Source organism: Yoonia maritima, assembly GCF_003003285.1.
GTDB classification, from domain to species: Bacteria; Pseudomonadota; Alphaproteobacteria; order Rhodobacterales; family Rhodobacteraceae; genus Yoonia; species Yoonia maritima.
The window spans coordinates 148,040-165,527 of sequence record NZ_PVTP01000001.1; the positions used below are offsets into that span (position 1 = coordinate 148,040).

Sequence of the window (17,488 nt, forward strand, 5' to 3'; positions counted from 1 at the left end):
ACTATTGCAGGGAGTCATATGTGGCACGTGCTGCATTGACCTTTTGCAGGTTTGTGCAGGTCCAACTATATATCGCGCGGTAGGGTTCAAGTAACGACATGCCTAGCGGCGTTAGCGCGTATTCGACAGCGACAGGGGACGTGCTGCGCACAGTCCGCGAAATAATCCCATTGCGTTCCAATTTGCGCAATGTCTGCGTCAGTGATTTTTGTGATACGCCTTCAAGACAGCGTTTTATACCGTTGAAGCGGTGCGGACCGGTATCGAGTACTGATAAAATCATCATCGACCATTTGTCTGCAATTTCTGCAAACAACAGACGGTTAGGGCAATCTACGGTGAAATGTTTGGTCTCGGTGTTATCTTTGGGCATATGGTTTCCTCGAGTAAACCTAGTGAACCATTAGTGCCTAATTGAAACTAAGTCTATAAAATATACTTAGGCGTTGTAGATCATATGGAGTAGATCAAATGACGCTTGATAACCCAGCAACAACAGCGGATGTAGCGCCGCTTTTTAAACCATTTAAAAATGGATCGCTTGAACTAAAAAACCGAATTGTCATGGCGCCGATGACACGTGGCATGGCGCCAGACGGTGTCCCCGCGCAACAAAACGCTGATTACTATGCACGCCGCGCTGCGGGCGGCGTAGGGCTTATTTTATCCGAAGGGACGGTTATTGATCGCCCCGTTTCACGCAATGAACCGGGAATTCCTTTTTTTCATGGTGACGCTGCGTTGGCGGGTTGGAAAACTGTTGCTGATGCCGTGCATGCGGCGGGTGGCCGTATTGGCCCGCAGATTTGGCATACGGCCACCGCGCCCAGCTCTAGCGGATGGGAAGCGGATGCCCCGATGGAAAGCCCATCGGGTCTGTTTGCGCCGGGTAAACCAAGCGGCAATGTCATGACTGAAAAGGATATCGAAGATACGATCGCAGCATTCGCAAGCGCCGCCGCTGATGCAAAGCGTTTGGGCTTTGACGTGGCTGAACTTCATGCGGCGCACGGGTATTTGATTGACCAGTTTTTCTGGGAAGGCACAAACCAGCGTGAAGATGGATGGGGCGGTAAAACCTTGGCCGAACGGTCCCGTTTCGCTGTTGAAGTTGTCAAAGCCGTTCGCGCGGCCGTTGGTCCAGATTTTCCTGTAATTTTACGCCTGAGCCAGTGGAAACAACAGGATTACGCGGCGCGATTGGCGGCAACACCTGATGAACTGGAAGCATGGCTTGCGCCATTGTCAGACGCAGGCGTTGATATATTCCACTGTTCACAGCGTCGGTTCTGGGAGCCTGAATTCGCAGATATCGATGGCGAAGATGGTTTGAACTTTGCTGGTTGGGCCAAGAAAATCACAGGAAAGCCGACGATTAGCGTTGGCTCGGTCGGGCTGGACGCCGATTTCTTTAGCGCCTTTTCTGGTGGTGGTTCAGCGAATGTTGGGATCGAGAAGCTATTGACCCGACTGGATCGTGACGAATTCGATTTAATCGCGGTTGGACGCGTGTTGCTGAGCGACCCAGAGTGGGCCGAGAAGATCCGGACAGGTGATACGGCTTCGTTGTTGGGTTTTGATCCGAGCGATCTGGGCAAACTAACCTAAGCCATAAACACATAAGGGGTGCCGCAATTGATGTGGCACCCCATACTATGAAAGTCGTGTTTGGTTTCGCCCCGAGACGATAAGAACAAGCAATGCCAGCGTCGCCCATACTGTTGAAAGCAAGATCACGGTGCGAAAACCTGAAAATTGCGCCACAAGCCCCATCATAGGGCTCGCAATGAGACCACCTATGTACAGGCTGTTCATATATAATGACGTCGCCCGGCCAAGGCGATCACCTGCAAAGCTTTGAATGTAGAGCAACCCGACGGCGGCGAAGATGCCGTAGTACAACCCCTCTAGTGATGCGCCGATAACGAGGTGCGACAGTGACTGAACGTTTGCCAATGTGATAAATGCGCTGATAGCGACGACTGCTGCGACACCAAGACAGCGCCTGACACCCAAGTTCGTAATTAACCAAGGTGTCGATAGGATTGCTAGAATTTCAATGAACGTCTTTATCGAAAACGACAGGCCAGCCGCATAAACCGGGAGTCCCGCCTCGCGGATATAGAACAATGGCAATGAACTTGTGGTTGCCGAATGTGCGAGCGAAAAAAGAAGACACACGCCTGCTGCAGTCCACATCGCTTTGGCATTGTCAGACAGGCTTCCAACATCTGTTGACGGGTCTTTGATCCGCGATTGCTTTACGAAATCGCTCGGCATGACCTTCCACCATAGGGTGGCCCAAACGGCTGTCAGCACGAGCGCGCTGATCATAACATAGCGTGCACCAAACGCGCCTGCGATCAGAAAGGTGACGGCCGGGGCGATCATCCAACCAAGTGATGTTGTTGCACGCAGGTAGGAATTGTAACGCGCGATGTCCCATGCGTTTTGTTCCGCACTTAGGCGACCAAAGCTGTACATGGTCGACACCGCAGCGTTTGATAACGCAAAACATGGGGCGCAGATAATTATCAATACGACGTAGGTTTCAAAAACCAGCATCACAGATAATGCAAAGCCGAATGCCAATATTGATGTCAGAATCAGTGGGGCGATGCGCCTGCCGTTATCGATCCATTCACCATAAATGCGGTTTACAACCACCGTCAAACTTAGGGTCAACATGGCGTAGATGCTGATCAACCATGGGTCTTTGCCCAATACTTCGACAATGTATACACCCATAAATGGGATAAGCGATGCGGTGCATAAAGTGCCGGATAACAATAGAAGAAGAATAAAAACTGCGCGCGGGCTTTTGAAGCTAATCATACATTTGCCTGCTATCCCCGGATTGTAACAGCTGTGCAACATGGTCAATCGCGTGATGAATGTGCTTTAATGAACAAGGTGCTGTGAACAACCACTTCTAGCAGCTCTAGCCCTTGACGTTGCGCCGCTATGTGACATGTATCATTGCATCCTGTCCTCAACACAGAAAGTTAAGACAATGGCTTTTACACTCCCTGATCTTCCATATGCTCACGACGCACTTGCGGCGAAAGGCATGTCTGCAGAGACGCTGGAATTCCACCACGATCTGCACCACAACGCCTATGTCACCAACGGTAACGCAGCGATTGCTGGCACCGAATGGGATGGCAAGACTCTCGAAGAGATCATCGTAGGCACCTACAACGCGACATCTGTTGCGCAAAACGGTATCTTCAACAACATCTCGCAGCTTTGGAACCACAACCAGTTCTGGGAAATGATGGGCCCAGACGGCAACGCGATCCCAACCGAGCTTGAAAAAGCATTGGTTGAAAGCTTTGGCTCTGTTGAAGAGTTCAAAAAACAGTTCAGCGCTGCGGGTGCTGGTCAGTTCGGTTCAGGTTGGGCTTGGTTGGTTAAAGACACTGATGGCGCTCTGAAAGTGACAAAGACTGAAAACGGTGTGAACCCACTTTGCTTTGGTCAGACTGCGCTGCTTGGTTGTGATGTGTGGGAGCACTCATACTACATCGACTTCCGTAACAAGCGTCCAGTTTACCTGACCAACTTCCTAGATAACTTGGTCAACTGGGAAAACGTTGCAGGCCGCCTGTAACACTATCCTGACAAGCTGATTTGAAGGCCCGTCACGCATCGCGTGGCGGGCCTTTGTCTTGAAAACGCGCAAGCGCATACATATATATTTGGCTAGACCATTAATAACTAAACCTATTTCCGCGCAGGCCATGCGCATCTAGCCACGCGTCGCTGCATTCAGCAGGCGAACGCGCCCACCGACAACCGGCAAGAGGATCACTACGAATGCTTTCGTAGAGTCGATTTTTTTGCGTGCCGTGACAAAACCGATCTTTTGAAAGGAAACCAATTTGATTTTATTGCGCAGCTTGCCTCTGTCACTATCCATTTTGTGGCGCTTTTTACTCGTGATGCCGCTATGGGTTCTGTTTTATACAGTTATTACTGCTTTCACCGTCTTTGGCAGTCTCATGCTGATTGGTAGCAATATGATTGTGACCGTTTTCGCGCTCATAATTTTTCCGTTTGCGACGATGGCGATCATATACATTCTTTCGATGCATCCTTACCTGATTGGTATTCGAATTGGCTTGCAGGTTCTGGGTTTTAAAACGGACCCATCGCAAAAGCGGTTGCTTATCGGGGCCACTGGCTATGGTTTGCTTGAAGCAATCGTAGCGTTCATTTTTACAGCATTTCTGTTCGCGGGCTCCTTGATTTTGCTACAAAGCGAGGTTGGACTGGCTGCAGCTTTGAACGTTGACCCAACGCTTGATCCCATCGCGACCCTATCCCATGAATTGGCATTTGGTGCGCTGACGCTGCTTTCGTTTCTAAGTGCTGTTGCTGTAATGGCGTTGCGTGCGGCGATCCTTCCTGCGCTGGCAAGTTTCGCAGCGGGACGTAGTCCCAATCGCGTTTCTTATTCGCCGGTAGATGGATTTGGGGCAAACTTTGTTATGATGATGCTGTTGATGCTGATGATCACCGGGATATCTGCCGTGATCATTCCGTTTGCGGGGGATGCTTCTGAATATCTGGGGCTGATCAATCTGTTGACCAATGAGCTGGGAGAGGTTGTCCTGTTCGTCTTTGGTGATAAAGATGTGTCGTTCACGATGCTCCATGCGTTTATAATTTGTGGGGCGATTATCGTATCGGTTTGGCTGTTTTGTCTACAATGCGCAGGGGCCGCACTTAGCTATGCAAGCCGGGCGGACCAAAGCATTTTGAACCGCAAAGTCGCCGTTCAAGCCCAGCAAGCACGTTCCGAGGATATTGGTGAATTGCTACGGTCACGGATGCAAAAACATCAAAAATAGTGTACAATATTTGAACAGGGGGGAACGGTTTCATCCAACTCCCTTGTGGACAATGTTTTGGCGCCGTGGGACACAATTGCATCTGCTATTGAGGCTGCAATGACTGGTCCGACTTTACCCGAAATTCAAACGGCTGCTGACCTATTGTCTGGCTCCCTTATTCATACACCAATCCTACCGCTTGCGTCCGCGCGTTGGGAAGGTATTTTGCCCGACTGCGCAAGCATGACGGTCAAGCTAGAGCTGTTTCAGCAGGCGGGTTCGTTCAAGGCGCGTGGTGTCTATTTGGGGCTTAGCCGACTGGATGGCGCCCAGCGCGCTGCTGGTGTGGTTGCTGCAAGTGGCGGGAACCATGCGCTTGCTGTGTCTTGGGCTGCGCAGGCTGCAGGTGTTGATGCGTTGATATGTATGCCGCGTGCGGTTGACCCGTCCCGTATTCAAGGTTGTGAGGCCTTGGGTGCCACTGTTCAGTTATACGATGACATGGCAGCCGCCTTTGCCGCGATGAACGATGCTGCCGACGCGGGGCGTACTTTGATGCATCCGTTTGAAGGTGAACATATGACGCTTGGCTCTGCGGTCTGCGGGGCCGAATACCATGCCCAAGCCCCACAGATTGATACCTACGTCGTACCCATTGGGGGTGGGGGCCTGATTAGCGGGATGTCCTGCGCGATCAAACAGTTGAACCCGAAGGCGAGCGTCATTGGTGTTGAACCATTCGGCGCGGATAGCATGTATCGCAGTTTTGAGGCAGGCACACCCGCGACACTGGATCGGGTCGATACCATCGCCGATAGCCTAGGTGCGCCCTATGCAATGCCATATTCCTATAGCGTCGCGCGGGCAAATGTGGACCAGATCGTGCGTGTCGAAGATGCTGAACTGCTAAATGCGATGAACCACTATCAACGGATCCTGCGGATCACGGCTGAACCGGCCTGCGCTGCGTCGCTTGCTGCTGTGCTGGGGCCGTTGCGCGATGATCTGGCTGGACGGCATGTTGGGATTATCGCTTGTGGGTCGAATATCTCGATTACCCGGTATGCTGCGTTGATGGGTGATCTTGCGCAATGACCGACACGGTCAAGGGCATCATCGCAATTGTTGCGACCTGCGTGATCTGGGGGCTATCCCCGATCTATTACAAAGCATTGTCACATGTACCCCCGCTAGAGGTGCTATCGCATCGCGCGCTTTGGTCGTTCCTGCTGTTCGCGGTGATATTGATCGTGCAGCGCCGGTTTGGTCAGATGTTTAGCCTGATCCGCGAACAACCTGTACTGATGGGGCTGGCCGCGCTGATGATTTCCGCGAATTGGTTTCTGTTCATTTTATCGTCGCAGATTGATCGGTCGACTGAGGCGAGCGTGGGGTATTACATCTATCCGCTGCTATCGGTGTTGATCGGGCGCTTTGTCTTGTCAGAGCCGCTAAGCCCGCTGAAATGGATCGCAATTGGCTTGGTCTTTACTGCGGTGACGGTACTGACCCTTGGGCTTGGCGTTGTTCCGTTTGTGGCGCTTTCACTGGCTGTGACATTCGCGATCTATGGGCTGATCAAGAAGGGCGTCTCGGCAGGGCCAGTTCTAACGGTCGCGACAGAAGTCACGCTGGTGCTGCCCTTGGCAGTTATCTGGCTAGCGGGCGTGCATTTTGCTGGGTTCGAAGGGTTTAAGCCGACCACAGGCGGGGCGTTCGGCAGTAACTGGCGTGATAGTATCTTGCTGATCTGCGCGGGGCCGATCACGTCGATCCCGCTACTGATGTTCAGCTATGGCGCGCGCCGGGTGTCGATGGCGACAACAGGCATCGCGTTCTACATCAACCCGACCCTCCAGTTCTTGGTCGCCGTGCTGATCTTTGCGGAGCCATTCGGCACCGTGCACATGATCGCATTCCCAATGATCTGGGCAGCGGTGGTTCTGTATTCGGTGACAGCAATCCGGCAGGACAGGGCGGCACGTTAGGTTTTGCCAAGTAAGCGGCCAAGGAATGAGCGTGGTTTTGGTACCTGTCCGCTTGGCATTGAGAGCTTCGGAGTTTCATCCGTAGCCTCTTGCTCTTTCACAAACTGCAAGCCTGTTAGATTGAGTTTCATCAATCTCTCGGCGAACTCATCCGAGAACATGCGATCAGAATAGGCTTTGTCGACCCAAGCATGGCGTCCGCCAATAGCTTCGCTTGAAAAGACAATGCGGTCGTTTTCTCTCTGACCCAATGGGCTTGGATCCCACCACCCACGTTCGCTTAGTGGTGGGTAGCAATGCTCTCTACTGAGCGCACGAATACGGTGACAAGCGACAAACCAATACCGCAATGCGACCATCTCACCTTTGACATAAATCTCCATTGGCCAGAATTGATGAACGTCGGGTTCCAGCTCTTCCAGCAGATCTTTGAGGGTCTCGCATACTAGCAAGCTCCCACCCAGATAAGTTTCGACGTCCAACAACGGGACGCGATCAATACTCCACGGTTCACGGCTAAGCTTTGTCGGAATATGATCAGGTTTCAACGGTCGCCCCACGGCTCCGGTACCATCTACTATTCGATGCCCGTCATCCTGTGAGTTATCAACCAGTCTTATCAACGATCGATCACCATCCATATCCTCAAACGACGAGTTTCCTCGGCGTTCTTTGGCGTGAAAGCTTTCCTCAGGAAGTGGATGACCGCCTGTGATGAAATAAGCCATTATGGCTCCCTAACGATCTAAAGGGCTTCTTTCAGCGTCACCTCAAGCGATGCCACGTCAGGTACGATGGAAACGTAGGACAGGATATCGTCGCCGGCAAAGTCCTCCTTCACGACGTGTTCTAGCAACGTCCAAAGCGGGTCCCAAAACCCGTCGATATTCAACAGTACGATTGGTTTCGCGTGAAGTTTGAGTTGCCGCCAAGTGAGCGCTTCAAAGAACTCATCCAGTGATCCGGCCCCACCGGGCAGCACGACCACAGCGTCGGCGTTCATGAACATGACCTTTTTGCGTTCGTGCATGGTTTCGGTGATGACAAAGCTATCAAGGTCGCGCTTGCCGACTTCCCAATCCATCAAGTGGGTGGGGATCACCCCGAATGTGTTGCCGCCTGCGTCTTGGACCGCATTTGCGACCCGGCCCATCAGCCCGACATCACCCGCGCCATAGACCAGTCGCCAGCCATTTTTCACCAGCATTTCGCCGGTTGCTTTGGCCGCCTCTGCGTATGCGGGAGCAACGCCATCGCGGGACCCGCAATAGACGCAAACGGATTTAGGAAATGTGGACATGGGCAACCTTTTTGCGCAGCTAAACTTTGACGCCTGATTGTGGCGTTGTTACGGTGACTTAAGCATGTGCGGTAGGGACACCGATTACAATGGCTTGTTAGGGGAAAAGACGTGACCGAAGAAACCAAATCAAACACCGTTCCGATAATGCTAGGCGCAGTGGCTGCCGTTGTTGTTGGGGTAGGTGTTGTTATGTTTGTGCCGCAGGCTGAAATCTCGGGGATACAGGACCAATCAAGTGCGGATATGTCAACGCCGACAGTTTCTACGACACCAGTAGAAGATGTCGCTGAGGCGTCGTCGTCGCGCAAGCCATTTAGCCCGCAGTTTGACACATTCCGTGTTGAGGCAGATGGCAGTATGGTCGTCGCCGGACGTGCGGAACCGGGGCAGGTGATTGCAATTATGCTTGCCGGCGAAGAACTGGAAAGAGCAACAGCTGATGCGTCTGGTAATTTCGTGGTCTTACCCTTGGCCGGAGTATCGCCGCTTCCGCGCAGTTTAACGCTGATTGCTGATCCCGACGGGAAGGCCGTACAGTCCGAGACAAGCTATATCGTGTCACCAATCGCTGCGCCCGAAGTCGTTGTGGCGGCGTTAGAGCCGCCAGCGCAAGATCCAGATGTAACGCAGGACGAAATTGAAACCGCTGCGCCCCCAAGCCTTGAGGGTGAAGATCCGACTCCGACGCCAGATACGCCTGTTCGTCCAGAGCCCAGCGCCGAACCTTCCAATGTGCCGCAGGTGCCGTCAGCACCAACAGTGTTGCAAGCGGATGCTGATGGTGTGCGTGTTGTGCAGGCAGGGCCAAGCCTTGATACACCCAATGTGGGGCTTGATGCGATCACCTATGATCCCGAAGGTGAGGTGCAGCTATCTGGTCGTGCAGTCGGTGATGGTTCTGTGCAAGTCTATCTCGATAACGAACCTGTTTCGACGTCGCCTGTGACCGAAGGTGGCGACTGGCGCATTGACCTGCAGGATGTGGAAACAGGTGTGTATACTCTTCGTGTGGATGAGGTGGACACAGCGGGTGCAGTTGTGTCCCGGCTGGAAACGCCATTTAAACGCGAAGAGGCTGCGGATGTTGCCGCAGTTTTGGCGGAAGACACGCAAGTGGATGGTTTTGACGTTGCTGTTCGCACCGTTCAACCGGGTTCGACGCTATGGGCAATTGCCGAAGAAAGTCTTGGAAATGGCGTTTATTACGTCCAAGTATACGAGGCCAACAGTGATTTGATACGGGACCCTGATTTGATTTACCCTGGTCAGATTTTCCGTATGCCCGAGATCAATCAATAGCCCCATAGGGCTGGTATTCAGGCTAATGGCCCCCTAATTAGAGGGGCTGCTAGCCGGAGTGCCCACATGCGTCGTTTATCCACTACCTCTGCCAATCTCGATAACACTAAAGTGCAGGGATGGGATGTAATCCGCCGCGTTGCGCCGTACCTATGGCCCGACGGGCAAACATGGGTCAAACGCCGGGTTGTTCTGGCGATGATGGTGCTTTTCACTGCTAAGCTGATCGCGGTCACGACCCCTTTGTTTTATAAGCAGGCCGTTGACGCACTAGCCCCAGAGGGCGCGTCGGCTGCGACGTTCTTGGGCTTTGGCGCTGTTGGCCTGACATTGGCCTATGGCATTGCCCGGCTCATGAACGTCGGCTTTCAGCAGCTACGCGATGTCGTGTTCACCCCAGTGGGGCAGCGTGCATTGCGGCAGCTCGCGCTTGAGACATTCACACATATTCATCGTCTTTCGATGCGCTACCACATCATGCGCAAGACGGGCGGGTTAAGCCGTGTGATCGAACGCGGTGTGAAGGGCGTTGAATTCTTGCTGCGCTTTTTGTTGTTCAGCATCGGTCCGCTGGTGCTTGAATTGCTGATGATCGCTGCCGTTCTCTTTTTCCTATTCGATGTTTGGTACTTAGCCGCTGTTTTTGTGACGATCTCACTTTACATCGCCTTCACGTTCAAAGTGACCGAATGGCGGGTGAAGATCCGGAAGGTGATGAATGAACAGGATACCGACGCCAACCAAAAGGCGATTGATAGCCTACTGAATTTTGAAACCGTCAAATACTTTGGTGCCGAGAAATGGGAGGCTGACCGCTACGATGGCGCGATGGCCGAGTACCAAAAGGCAGCGATACGAACCAACTATTCTTTGGCTTTTTTGAACTTTGGTCAGTCGTTCCTGATCACCAGTGGCCTTGTCGCTGTCATGGTGATGGCAGCGATTGGTGTTGAACGCGGTGATCTGACTGTGGGCGATTTTGTGATGGTCAACGCTTACATGATCCAAATCACGATGCCGCTGAATTTCCTTGGGACTGTGTACCGCGAAATTCGCCAGGCATTGATCGACATGGGCGATATGTTTGATCTGCTCGAACAACCTGCCGAGGTCCAAGATAAGCCATGTGCCAAGCCGCTAGCTGTCACTGGTGGGCAGGTGACATTGGACAACGTTGCTTTCGGTTATGATGCAGAGCGCCCAATTCTGAAGGGGATAGACCTGACAATTGAATCTGGGCAAACAGTTGCGATTGTTGGTTCGTCTGGTTCGGGGAAGTCTACAATAGGGCGTCTGTTGTTCCGCTTTTATGATGTGAATGGCGGTGCCTTGCGTATTGACGGCCAAGATGTACGTGACGTGACCCAAGACAGCCTGCACGCTCAAATCGGTGTCGTGCCGCAGGATACGGTGCTGTTTAACGACACAGTGCATTACAACATTGCCTATGGCCGTCCTACTGCTTCCGAGGATGAAATTGTCGCCGCAGCGAAGGCCGCGAAAATCCACGATTTTATCGTCAGCCTACCAGATGGTTACCAAACCACGGTTGGCGAACGTGGCCTTAAGCTTTCTGGTGGTGAAAAGCAGCGGGTCGGCATTGCGCGAACGTTGCTAAAGAACCCGCCGATTCTGCTATTGGACGAGGCGACTTCGGCGCTGGACACGCAGACCGAAATGGAAATTCAGGCAGAGCTGAAGGCGATGGGGCAAGGGCGTACTGTCATTACGATCGCGCACCGCTTGTCAACGATTGCCGATGCAGATCAGATCGTCGTGCTTGAAAATGGTGTGATCGTTGAGCAGGGCAAACATGATGCGCTGCTGGCGCAGGCCGGTCGTTATGCGAATTTATGGAACCGACAGTCCGAAGAGGAAGTTGCCCTACTGTAGCGTCAAAATGCGCGGGTAGGGCAACATGCAGCAAGAGACACCAGTTTCGGATATCGTCGACAAAATCGATGAGACTGTGACTGACGATAACGTCAGAGCAGAAGAACTCCTTGGTGCTTTTGGTCACAGTGCGTTGCTGCCAACGCTGATTGTTCCGGCTTTGCTGGTCACATCACCGCTTAGCGCTATTCCGTTCTTTTCGTCGCTTTGTGGCATCGCAATAGTCCTGATCGCGATCCAAGGTGTGTTCGGCCGTGCGCGGCCGTGGCTGCCCCAGTTTCTACGACGCCGCCGACTGCCTGCTGAAAAGACGCATAACGCGACTAAGACCATGGGGCGTGTCGCAGGTTGGCTGGATGCTGTGACCCACCAGCGCTTTCAGTTTCTTGTTGTGGGACCTGCGCGACCCGTCATCTATTTGATATGTGCCTTAGCGGCGTCAATGATTCCGCTGTTAGAACTGGTGCCGATGTCATCGTCGTTGATTGGGGCAGGGGTATCGTTGCTTGCAATTGGCATGCTTGCACGTGACGGCATATTTGCTGTCGTCGGTTTCTTGTTTGTTTGCAGTGCGATGGCACTGCCTTGGTTCATTTTTGCACAGGGCTCTGCGCTCTTGACCTGATTGCCAGATCATTCCTTCGGGAATAACGTGACAGCGATTCACACAATTTCAGGTCCTCCCATGCCCATGTTACGCGCTGCCCTTATTCTAGGGCTTCTTTCTGCTGTTGGTCCCTTTGCGATCGACATGTATCTTCCAGCTATGCCCGCGATTGCCGCTAGTCTGAACGCCGATGTTTCGGCGGTTCAGCTAACGCTGACCGGTTACTTCGTCGCCTTTGGTCTTGCGCAGTTGTTTTACGGCCCATGGGCCGATCAGGTCGGGCGCAAGCTACCGCTTTATACTGGGATCGGTATTTTTATCATCGGTTCGATTGGCTGTGCGACAGCCCCGACCATTGGTTGGCTTATCGCGGCCCGTGCCGTTCAAGGGCTAGGTGGTGCCGTATTGATGGTTGTGCCGCGCGCGATCATTCGGGACATGCACACGGGAACCCAAGCCACAAAGCTGATGGCAATGGTTATGCTCGTGATTTCTGTGTCGCCCATGCTTGCTCCGCTTGCGGGTAGTGGCCTGATCGCGCTGGGCGATTGGCACATCATCTTTTGGGTGCTGGCCTTTGTCGCAATGCTAAGCTTGGCGCTGGTCGGGACTGTATTGCCTGAAACATTGACCGAAGAACACCGGGTGAAAGTGAACTTCGCCAACCTTTGGCAAGGCACCAAAGTCCTGATGCGTGATCCAGTCTTTATGGGGCTGACACTGATCGGTGGATTTGGGTTTTCCAGCTTTATGGTTTTCATCGCCAGCGCGGCGTTCGTCTATACCGAAGAATTCGGGCTTAGCCCAACAGGGTTTAGCATCGCCTTTGCTGTAAACGCGCTGGGCTTTTTTGGTGCTTCACAACTTGCCGGACCACTGGGCGAGAAATTTGGTATTTTGCCGGTGATGCGCTGGGCGATCATTGGGTTTGCAGGCTTTACTCTTGTGTTGCTGCTTATCGGTCTCGCAGGTTTCGCGAGCCTCTACGTCATCATCGCTGGCCTGTTTTTGGCCAATGCTTGCCTCGGACTCATTCTGCCAACGACAATGGTGGTCGCACTTGATCCGCATGGCGACATTGCCGGCCTTGCGTCCAGCCTTGGTGGAACGCTTCAGATGGTTACTGGTGGCGTGATGGTCGTCATCACCGGATTGTTCTTTGACGGAACAGCTGTTCCGATGATCGGGGCAATCGCACTTTGTGCTGTTCTGGCGCTTGTTTTGGCGCTGCGAACGCTGGGCATTATGTCGAAAGAACAAGCCGCATCAGCGGCCGCAAGCTGATAAATTTTCTGTGTAATGTTGATTAGGCGCCCCTTCGGGCGCCTTCTTACTTGTCCATCTGGCCAGCTTCGCGATATGAACGCAAAAACAGAATAGCGCGTTTTGCGTTAATTGGGGGCCAAGGTGAGCAACTCGGACAGTTTTATCGATGAAGTCACCGATGAGGTGAAGCGCGACAAACTCTATGCACAAATGCGGAAATACGGCCCCATTGCCGTGGCTGTGGTGCTTGCGATTGTTGGCGGTGCGGCGTGGACCGAATATCGGTCAGCCCAAGAACAAGCCCGCGCAGAGGCCGCAGGTGATGCAATTTTTGATGCGTTAGAAGAAACCGATGCCGAAGCCCGTGCCGCAGTGTTTGCCGATCTGCCTATTGAAGGTGATGCAAATGCGATTGCTGCACTGATGGCCGCATCATCCCAAGTCGATGCTGGTGAGTTGGACTCGGCTGCGTCAATTTTGACTGCATTGGCCGCTGACGACACGGCCCCAGAAATGTACCGTGATTTGGCAGCCTTAAAGTCCGCTATGCTGCCTAATGACGACACCGCTGCCAAAATTGCAGCGCTTGAACCACTGGCCCGGCCCGGTCAGCCCTATTATTTGCTGGCGATGGAGCAAATCGCTTATGCAAATCTTGAAAGTGGCGATACCGATGCTGCGATCACAGTGTTCCGTCAAATTGAAGAAGATGCTGCATCATCAAGGGGCTTGCGCGAGCGGGTGCAAAACTTGATGATCGCTTTGGGCGAACCGATGCCCGAGCCAGTGGCACAATAAAACTTGGATTGGAACGCACCGTGACGGCAAAAACAATTCTCGGCGCGAGCCTTGCAATCGCGCTTTTGGCTGCTTGTGGCGAAGAAGACGTGATCCTCCCCGGAGAGCGGTTTGCACTACGTGATACGCCTGTGTTCGAAAACACTGTGCAACCCATCAGTCTTCCTCAGGCGCGGGCGAATGCTGATTGGACGGACCGCAATGGTGGTCCTTCGCATCAGATCTCGCACCCAGCGCTTGGTGCGACGCTTACACCTTTGTTTACTGCTCCGATTGGTGCTGGCGACAGCCGTCGGGCACGGATTACAGCAGAGCCCGTTGTAGCAGGTGGGATTGTCTATACCGTTGATGCACGCGCAACTGTAACCGCAACGACTGTAGATGGCCGCACTTTGTGGTCACGTGACCTGACGCCAGCCCGTGCACGCACTGCTGATGCGTCTGGGGGCGCGGTTATGGTCGGCGGTGGACGAATTTATGCAACCACCGGATTTGGAGAGATCACATCGCTTGATGCCGCGACTGGCGCGACCATCTGGGTGCAGGACCTTGATGCGCCGGTAAACGCATCGGCGACATTGCGCGATGATCTAGTTTACGTCGTTGGACGCGACAGCACGGCTTGGGCGTTGGATGTGAACGACGGCCGTATTCGCTGGCAGCAAAATGGCACACCTTCGGTTGCGAATTTTGATAGTGGCGCATCGCCTGCTGTTTCGGGTGACACTGTTATTTTGCCATTCCCATCAGGTGAAGTGATCGCAACTTATCCTGCTGGCGGTATTCGTCGTTGGTCCGCGGTCGTTTCTGGCGATCGCCTTGGCCGCGCCGCATCGTTGGTCAGCGATATCGCCGGTGATCCCGTGATCGCGGGAGACCGGGTTTATGTCGGTAACTTTGGCGGCCGAATCGTTGCGCTTAATTTGAAGGACGGAAGCCGCATCTGGACTGCGTCCGAGGGCGCGCTTAGCCCTGTATGGCCGGTTGACGATGCCGTTTTCGTTATCAACGATGTGAACGAACTTGTGCGACTAGACGCAGAAACGGGGAACCCGGTTTGGCGCGTCGACTTACCGAACTTTACGGAAGGTAAAACAAGCCGTCAGCGCCGTGTTTATGCACATTATGGCCCTGTTCTGGCTGGTGGACGTCTGATTGTGACATCCTCAGATGGCTTTATCCGACAGTTCGATCCGACCTCTGGTGCGCTCATTGGGACCATTGATTTACCTGGAGGCGCGGCCTCAGCACCTGTTGTTGCAGGGCAAACGCTGTACGTTGTTAGCAAAGACGGCAAATTGCATGCTTTCCGTTAGCCGCTGATTGGTGTATCGGCGGGCCTCAACATCCGTCAGGAGCCGAAAAAGATGAGTTTTACCCTTGCTATTGTGGGTCGTCCCAATGTGGGCAAGTCCACGCTGTTCAACCGTTTGGTTGGCAAAAAGCTGGCTTTGGTCGATGACCAGCCGGGGGTAACGCGCGACCTACGCGAAGGCGAGGGGCGGATCGCGGATCTACGATTCACCGTGATCGATAGTGCTGGTCTGGAAGAAGCCACCGACGACAGCCTTCAGGGCCGTATGCGCCGCCTGACAGAACGTGCCGTGGAAATGGCCGATGTCTGCCTGTTCATGATTGACGCGCGTGCGGGTGTTCTACCTGCTGATATGGTTTTCGCGGAAATCCTGCGTAAGAAAAATGCAAACGTTATCCTTGCTGCCAACAAGGGCGAAGGCAAAGCCGCCGATGCAACAATCTTAGAGGCTTATTCGCTTGGCCTTGGCGAACCAATTCGTATGTCTGCTGAGCACGGCGAAGGCATGGGTGAATTGATGGATATGTTGCGCCCGATCTATGACGAACACGAAGAACGCGCTGCCGCTGACGCGCCAGAGGTTGATGTTGACGTTGGTGAAGACGACGAAGACGCACCACGCGTTCCAACAAATGCCAAGCCGCTTCAGATCGCTGTTGTCGGTCGCCCCAATGCGGGCAAGTCCACGCTGATCAACAAGATCATCGGCGAAGAGCGCCTGCTGACAGGCCCAGAGGCTGGCATCACCCGTGACGCAATTTCCGTCCAGCAAGACTGGGGCGGGGTGCCTATGCGGATATTTGACACCGCTGGTATGCGTAAAAAGGCCAAGGTTCAGGAAAAGCTAGAAAAGCTATCCGTTTCTGACGGTCTGCGCGCTGTTAAATTCGCCGAAGTTGTCGTTGTCCTGTTGGACGTTGAAATCCCATTTGAACAGCAAGATTTGCGGATCGCTGATTTGGCCGAACGCGAAGGCCGAGCCGTCGTTGTTGCCGTCAACAAATGGGACATCGAAGACGAAAAGCAAACAAAGCTGAAAGAACTGCGCGAAAGCTTTGAACGCCATTTGCCACAGCTGCGCGGTGCGCCTTTGGTGACTGTGTCTGCTAAGACAGGCAAGGGTCTTGATCGTTTGCAGCAGGCCATCATGCGCGCCCATGATGTGTGGAACCGCCGCGTGAGCACCGCGAACTTGAACCGCTGGCTTGTTGGGATGCTGGAACAGCACCCGCCACCCGCGCCTGGCGGTAAGCGCATCAAGATGCGTTACATGACCCAAGTAAAGACGCGTCCGCCTGCGTTTGTTGTGATGACCTCGCACCCTGATTTGATGCCGGAAAGCTATAAGCGATATCTTATCAATGGCTTGCGTGTCGATTTTGATATGCCAGGTACGCCGATCCGTCTGTACCTGCGTGATCAGGGCGACAAGAACCCATACAAAGACAAGAAGTCTTCGCAGCCTTCACGTCTATCTAAGCACCTTAAGAAGGGACCGAGTGACCGCTAGACGCGACGCTTAGTCCCAACAACACCACCGCCCCAATGCCCGCCAGAATACTGACACCAAGAGGGGCGGTGCCGTTTGCCACAACAATACCAACCAGCGCCCAAACCACAGCAAGCCCATAGGCTGGTCTGCGGCTATGGCGCATGGTGGTAAGCGTAACGATCAGCGCGCATATGATACCTATATAAGCCCAACCCAGCTGATCTGTTAGTATGCCGTATCCTGCTGCAGTGCTGCCGAGTGACACAAAAGAAGCTGCTGTCAGCCATCCTGCATAAAGCCCAATTGGCGCCTGAAAAGTCCAACGGTCATTTGGTGTGCGCAGCAGTGCCATGATGGCGGTGATCATCATCACAAAGATCAATATAGTGGCCCATATCGCACTCGTGTTTGCGATGGCTAACCACGGTGTGCCCACGGCAAGACTGACGATCAGCGGCGCGCGCGCGCGGTCCCATCTGGGGTCATCTTTGTGTTTCCAAAGCCCGTAAGCGGCTGACACCACGAGCCATACATAGATCACCCCCCATATCGCAAAAGCGTAACCTGCTGGTTGGATCGGCGGTTTAATCTGCGGAATAGGCAATTGATCAGCCGTAAACCCCGAAAAAGGGCTGGTCAGGAATGGCGATCCCACAAACGTCAATGTGAGGATGAGTGTCAATATTGCG

Annotated in this window: 17 protein-coding genes; 12 read left to right on the forward strand and 5 right to left on the reverse strand. The window is 53.4% G+C overall.

Going from position 1 to position 17,488, the window contains the following annotated elements:
* Position 1 precedes the first annotated feature (1 nt).
* A complete protein-coding gene (locus CLV80_RS00700; RefSeq protein WP_106353715.1) occupies positions 2-373 on the reverse strand; it encodes a winged helix-turn-helix transcriptional regulator in 372 nt (123 codons plus the stop codon).
* A 98-nt stretch (positions 374-471) separates the two neighbouring features.
* Between CLV80_RS00700 and CLV80_RS00705 the strand changes: the two genes are divergently transcribed.
* On the forward strand, positions 472-1,608 hold the full coding sequence (locus CLV80_RS00705; protein ID WP_106353717.1) for an NADH:flavin oxidoreductase: 1,137 nt from the start codon (positions 472-474) through the stop codon (positions 1,606-1,608).
* Between the two features lie 45 nt (positions 1,609-1,653).
* On the opposite strand, the gene CLV80_RS00710 is transcribed toward CLV80_RS00705, so the two are convergent.
* A complete protein-coding gene (locus CLV80_RS00710) occupies positions 1,654-2,835 on the reverse strand; it encodes an MFS transporter (protein ID WP_106353719.1) in 1,182 nt (393 codons plus the stop codon).
* Between the two features lie 178 nt (positions 2,836-3,013).
* On the opposite strand from CLV80_RS00710, the gene CLV80_RS00715 reads away from it, so the two are divergent.
* From CLV80_RS00715 to rarD, 4 genes are all read left to right on the forward strand, one after another.
* Positions 3,014-3,613: a superoxide dismutase gene (locus CLV80_RS00715; protein ID WP_106353721.1), complete on the forward strand. Its 600-nt coding sequence runs from the start codon at positions 3,014-3,016 to the stop codon at positions 3,611-3,613.
* 271 nt (positions 3,614-3,884) lie between these two features.
* Entirely contained in the window at positions 3,885-4,856 is a 972-nt protein-coding gene (locus CLV80_RS00720; RefSeq protein WP_133169732.1) for a hypothetical protein, read from the forward strand.
* Between the two features lie 99 nt (positions 4,857-4,955).
* On the forward strand, positions 4,956-5,933 hold the full coding sequence (locus tag CLV80_RS00725; RefSeq protein WP_106354406.1) for a threonine ammonia-lyase: 978 nt from the start codon (positions 4,956-4,958) through the stop codon (positions 5,931-5,933).
* Positions 5,930-6,826, forward strand: coding sequence for an EamA family transporter RarD (gene rarD, locus CLV80_RS00730; protein WP_106353725.1), 897 nt, complete (start codon positions 5,930-5,932; stop codon positions 6,824-6,826). Before CLV80_RS00725 ends, rarD begins: the two co-directional genes overlap by 4 nt.
* Here rarD and CLV80_RS00735 read toward each other — a convergent pair.
* Positions 6,823-7,554 carry an imm11 family protein gene (locus tag CLV80_RS00735; protein ID WP_106353727.1) on the reverse strand — a complete coding sequence of 244 codons (732 nt, stop codon included), beginning with the start codon at positions 7,552-7,554 and terminating at the stop codon, positions 6,823-6,825. The genes rarD and CLV80_RS00735 overlap by 4 nt on opposite strands.
* Before the next feature lie 17 nt (positions 7,555-7,571).
* Positions 7,572-8,126, reverse strand: a complete 555-nt coding sequence (locus tag CLV80_RS00740; protein ID WP_106353729.1) for an LOG family protein — start codon at positions 8,124-8,126, stop codon at positions 7,572-7,574.
* Between the two features lie 111 nt (positions 8,127-8,237).
* On the opposite strand from CLV80_RS00740, the gene CLV80_RS00745 reads away from it, so the two are divergent.
* From CLV80_RS00745 to der, 7 genes are all read left to right on the forward strand, one after another.
* The gene (locus CLV80_RS00745) at positions 8,238-9,428 is read left to right on the forward strand and encodes a LysM peptidoglycan-binding domain-containing protein (protein ID WP_106353731.1); all 1,191 of its coding nucleotides are present in this window, start codon (positions 8,238-8,240) and stop codon (positions 9,426-9,428) included.
* Between the two features lie 66 nt (positions 9,429-9,494).
* On the forward strand, positions 9,495-11,321 hold the full coding sequence (locus CLV80_RS00750) for an ABCB family ABC transporter ATP-binding protein/permease (RefSeq protein WP_106353733.1): 1,827 nt from the start codon (positions 9,495-9,497) through the stop codon (positions 11,319-11,321).
* A gap of 25 nt (positions 11,322-11,346) precedes the next feature.
* A complete protein-coding gene (locus CLV80_RS00755) occupies positions 11,347-11,946 on the forward strand; it encodes an exopolysaccharide biosynthesis protein (protein ID WP_106353735.1) in 600 nt (199 codons plus the stop codon).
* Positions 11,947-12,012: 66 nt separating this feature from the next.
* Positions 12,013-13,212, forward strand: a complete 1,200-nt coding sequence (locus tag CLV80_RS00760) for a multidrug effflux MFS transporter (protein WP_106354408.1) — start codon at positions 12,013-12,015, stop codon at positions 13,210-13,212.
* Positions 13,213-13,335: 123 nt separating this feature from the next.
* Positions 13,336-13,992: a tetratricopeptide repeat protein gene (locus CLV80_RS00765; RefSeq protein WP_106353737.1), complete on the forward strand. Its 657-nt coding sequence runs from the start codon at positions 13,336-13,338 to the stop codon at positions 13,990-13,992.
* Positions 13,993-14,012: 20 nt separating this feature from the next.
* The gene (locus CLV80_RS00770) at positions 14,013-15,308 is read left to right on the forward strand and encodes a PQQ-like beta-propeller repeat protein (protein ID WP_106353739.1); all 1,296 of its coding nucleotides are present in this window, start codon (positions 14,013-14,015) and stop codon (positions 15,306-15,308) included.
* Positions 15,309-15,359: 51 nt separating this feature from the next.
* Entirely contained in the window at positions 15,360-16,817 is a 1,458-nt protein-coding gene (der, locus tag CLV80_RS00775) for a ribosome biogenesis GTPase Der (RefSeq protein WP_106353741.1), read from the forward strand.
* Here der and CLV80_RS00780 read toward each other — a convergent pair.
* Entirely contained in the window at positions 16,792-17,481 is a 690-nt protein-coding gene (locus CLV80_RS00780; RefSeq protein ID WP_511261306.1) for a TspO-related membrane protein, read from the reverse strand. The two genes, der and CLV80_RS00780, sit on opposite strands and share 26 nt — an antisense overlap.
* Positions 17,482-17,488: the final 7 nt, after the last annotated feature.